3 protein-coding genes are annotated in these 3,719 nt (G+C 35.7%); 1 reads left to right on the forward strand and 2 read right to left on the reverse strand.

Going from position 1 to position 3,719, the window contains the following annotated elements:
• Positions 1-121 precede the first annotated feature (121 nt).
• Together HYI04_RS16610 and HYI04_RS16615 are read right to left on the reverse strand one after the other, a co-directional pair.
• Positions 122-601: an isochorismatase family protein gene (locus HYI04_RS16610; protein WP_065995571.1), complete on the reverse strand. Its 480-nt coding sequence runs from the start codon at positions 599-601 to the stop codon at positions 122-124.
• A 987-nt stretch (positions 602-1,588) separates the two neighbouring features.
• On the reverse strand, positions 1,589-2,230 hold the full coding sequence (locus tag HYI04_RS16615; protein ID WP_004787586.1) for a TetR/AcrR family transcriptional regulator C-terminal domain-containing protein: 642 nt from the start codon (positions 2,228-2,230) through the stop codon (positions 1,589-1,591).
• A gap of 65 nt (positions 2,231-2,295) precedes the next feature.
• On the opposite strand from HYI04_RS16615, the gene tet(39) reads away from it, so the two are divergent.
• Complete coding sequence (gene tet(39), locus HYI04_RS16620; RefSeq protein WP_178896414.1) at positions 2,296-3,483, forward strand: tetracycline efflux MFS transporter Tet(39); 1,188 nt, start codon at positions 2,296-2,298, stop codon at positions 3,481-3,483.
• Positions 3,484-3,719 lie beyond the last annotated feature (236 nt).

The following is a 3,719-nucleotide window of genomic DNA, read 5'->3' on the forward strand; positions in this document are numbered from 1 at the left end:
TAGGGTAAGCTGCGTCAAAACGCTGCTAGCTAGACTACCTAGGCGGTAGTGATTGAAACTTTACAATCCTAAATGTACAGAATACTGTACATATTGTCAATTTCGTATAACAGCCATTATGTTAAATCATCGTATTAGAAGATAAATTTTCAGATGTAGTAATTGATCTAAAATGATGTTTCCAAAGTTGAATTCCTAAATTTCCACTTCGATCTAAAGAAGAACCTACAGTTAAATCTGTAACTAAGCAGGGGAAAAGACCAGCATCAAATAATCTAAAACCAGCAGCAAGAACACACGTATCCGTTTGGATACCACATACATAAACTTGTTGAGTATCTAAACCTTTCAAATACTGAATCAAGTCATCTGTTGGAGAATATCCATACTTAATAAATACTTTCTCTACTTTTAGTGGACATTCATCAAATTCCGATGGAGCCCAATTTAGCTGGCTTTTGAAGGGAACTATTGATTCATCATGTAGTTCTATAGTCGCGATTGAATGAACCGAAGGCAGCAATTTTTCTAATTTTTGTATTAACCAGTTAGGAGGATTAAAAGTTGATTGAACATCAATTATTAACAGGACTGGTTTCATAAATAATAACAAATTAGTTTTAGTAAATTGATTTTATCAAAGAGAAGCCTTTTAAGAGCTACTAAAATTAATATAATATGCCTTATAAGAAATCTGAAAAAAACAATTTAAATCAATATTTTAATGTGTTTTTAAAAAATTCACATAACAGCCATTATGTAAAAAGGCTTAATCAAAATAACCTAAAATTGCTAAAGTAGGTATAAAAAAGATCGCAAATACACCAAAATATTGAATCATCTTCTTATGTCTGAAATCTCGTTTAGAAATGATCAAAAGCAAAGCTGAAAAAGAAATGACTATTAATGTCCATGAAATTGAATACATACTTAAATCCTAATTAATTATGTTGGGCTTTAAATTTCTCTAAAATTAACATAATACACCTTATACGAAAGGCCCATAAATTGGGCTTTTTGGTCATGCATTTAACATAAAATCTCATCTACGAAATCCAGATTCAAGACATAAAAAAGCCCGACATCCTGTCGGGCTTTTTTAGATTGGGTTGCTCGTCTTGCTGATCTCGTGCTGCCCATTCCTTGCGCTACTTTCTTATTCTTGTTTTTTTGGAAACATCCTGTTCCCTGTATAGCCATCATAGGATTAATGCCTTGAATTACCAATCCGCAAAATCCTTAAATCTATGTAAGTTTTAGCTTACAAAGTTGGCCTATTTTTATCCCAAGAGTTGTCCGCAGAAATTGGGGATGATTTAAGCTCTCTATGGATTGATAATGCACACTAAAGTTTCATTTTGATTAAAAAATCATCAAAAACATTGGCAAGAAGTATCAAATCCGTTCATAAAAAAGCCGACTTGTTTCCAAGTCGGCTTTTTAGGTTTTGCGTCCCAATTTTTTATAGCATAACTTTTTGAAATATAAAACTATTTATGAGTACGTTTCGTATAAGCTCTATTATGTTAAATAATTAAGGATAAAAGCTTTATTACTAAATAGAACAGTTGCTTAAAGCAGTATAGAGTTAAGTTTGCATTTTAATATCAAGTTGTCTTTCAGCACCGATAATCACCATACGAATCCCATTTTCAAAAATGTCATCCGCATTCATATTTTGTAAGGTATTCACTCCTTGGAGCATGAGTGGATATATAGTTGGATCGGCTTCGAATGGTGGGTCTGATCTTATTTCTTCTTGCTGCTCCTCAAGGACCCACCCAACAATAAACCTTCCTAATGTCATAAGTAATGCAACTGCTTCAACAGGAGAAAACCCAGCATGAGATAACAGCGCAACTTGGGCCTCAATCGTGTTGAAATGTCCTTGACTGGGGCTAGTTCTTGCATGTAGACGAGCACCATCACGGTAAGCTAGTAGTGCTCGACGAAAGCTTACAGAATTAGCGAGCAACCAATCTTGCCATGTCATCCCATCGATGGGTAAAGAAACTAAATGGTGTTCATTTATAATGGTTTCCGCCATTGCTTCCATTAACAAGGATTTATTCTTGAAATGCCAATATAGAGTTGGAGATTTAATACCCAATCGTTGAGCTAGCTTGCGTGTGGTTATTGAATCTATGCCTTCTTCATTCAACATATCCAATGCGGTACGCAGGACTATTTCACGTGTCAGACGTTGAGGTGCAATATCTTTTTTACTCATAAATCTATCACTGATAGGGAGTGTGTGAGAGAATATTAATTCTATCATTGCTAGAGAAGGCATTTGTGAAGAAATCATTGAGCGTGATTTTAATCACTATATTTCTGGATGCTGTTGGGATTGGTTTAATTATGCCGATCTTGCCTGAATTATTACGGTCATTGGCTGGAGCTGAAGCAGGCGGTGTTCACTATGGTGCTTTATTAGCTGTGTATGCTCTGATGCAGTTCATTTTTGCACCTATCCTTGGAGCGTTGAGTGACCGATTTGGACGTCGACCTGTATTAATTATTTCAATTGCTGGTGCAACGGCTGATTATCTCCTAATGGCTGCTGCTCCTTCTCTATTGTGGCTATATATTGGTCGTATTTTTGCGGGAATTACAGGTGCCAACATGGCTGTTGCAACAGCTTATGTTTCAGATATTACTCCAGCCCATGAGCGTGCAAAAAGGTTTGGTCTCCTTGGAGCTGTCTTTGGTATTGGGTTTATAGCGGGTCCGGTAATAGGTGGAGTTTTGGGTGAATGGAACTTACATGCACCGTTCTTTGCTGCTGCTTTTATGAATGGGATTAATTTAATAATGACAGCAGTCTTATTAAAAGAATCAAAACACAGCAATAAAATGACTGAGAAGGTTCAGGAGCAATCAATATTAAAGAAATTATCCTATTTGATCACTCAACCTAATATGGCTCGATTGCTTGGTATCTTTTTAATTATCACATTGGTTTCACAAGTCCCCGCAACTTTATGGGTTATCTATGGGCAGGATCGTTATGGCTGGAGTATATTTATTGCAGGTGTTTCCCTTGCTAGTTATGGAATATGCCATTCTATTGCACAGGCTTTTGCTATCGCCCCTATGGTAAAGAGGTTTGGAGAGAAAAATACGTTGTTATGTGGAATAGCTTGCGATGCAATTGGTTTACTTCTTTTATCTATTGCTGTTGAAGAATGGGTGCCTTTTGCGTTGTTACCATTGTTTGCCCTTGGTGGAGTAGCCGTTCCTGCTTTGCAAGCAATGATGTCCAGAGGTATTAGTGATGAAAGACAAGGTGAATTACAAGGGCTATTAAGCAGTTTTAATAGTCTGGGGGCTATAATTGGTCCTGTATTAGTTACTAGCCTCTATTTTATGACTCAGGCATCAGCTCCTGGAATGGTATGGGCATTAGCTGCAATACTTTATGTAATCACCCTACCCTTATTGCTTAAGTATCGCCTGAATAAATATTCTGGAGTTCCATAAAATATTTAATTTATTGGTTTAAAAACTAATGGATTCTATAGTTTATCTAAAATTAACATAATACACGTTATACGAATTCCCAAGGCATGGCTTTTAGTCATGCTTTTTTTATCAAAAGACTATACCTGAATGATAGCGAGCCAAATCGCATACAATATCTATCATTAGACTTAATGCAATAATTAAATGATAGTATTATCATTAATCTAATAGAATTAAGATTAAATGATAGAAAT

Origin of the sequence: Acinetobacter sp. SwsAc2 (assembly GCF_013391465.1) — a bacterium.
GTDB lineage: Bacteria > Pseudomonadota > Gammaproteobacteria > Pseudomonadales > Moraxellaceae > Acinetobacter > Acinetobacter johnsonii.

What these genes read in the sequence shown, in the direction of transcription:
- HYI04_RS16610 (WP_065995571.1), bottom strand. Translation starts at nt 601, where the DNA reads ATGAAACCAGTCCTGTTAATAATTGATGTTCAATCAACTTTTAATCCT.
- HYI04_RS16615 (WP_004787586.1), bottom strand. Translation starts at nt 2,230, where the DNA reads ATGAGTAAAAAAGATATTGCACCTCAACGTCTGACACGTGAAATAGTC.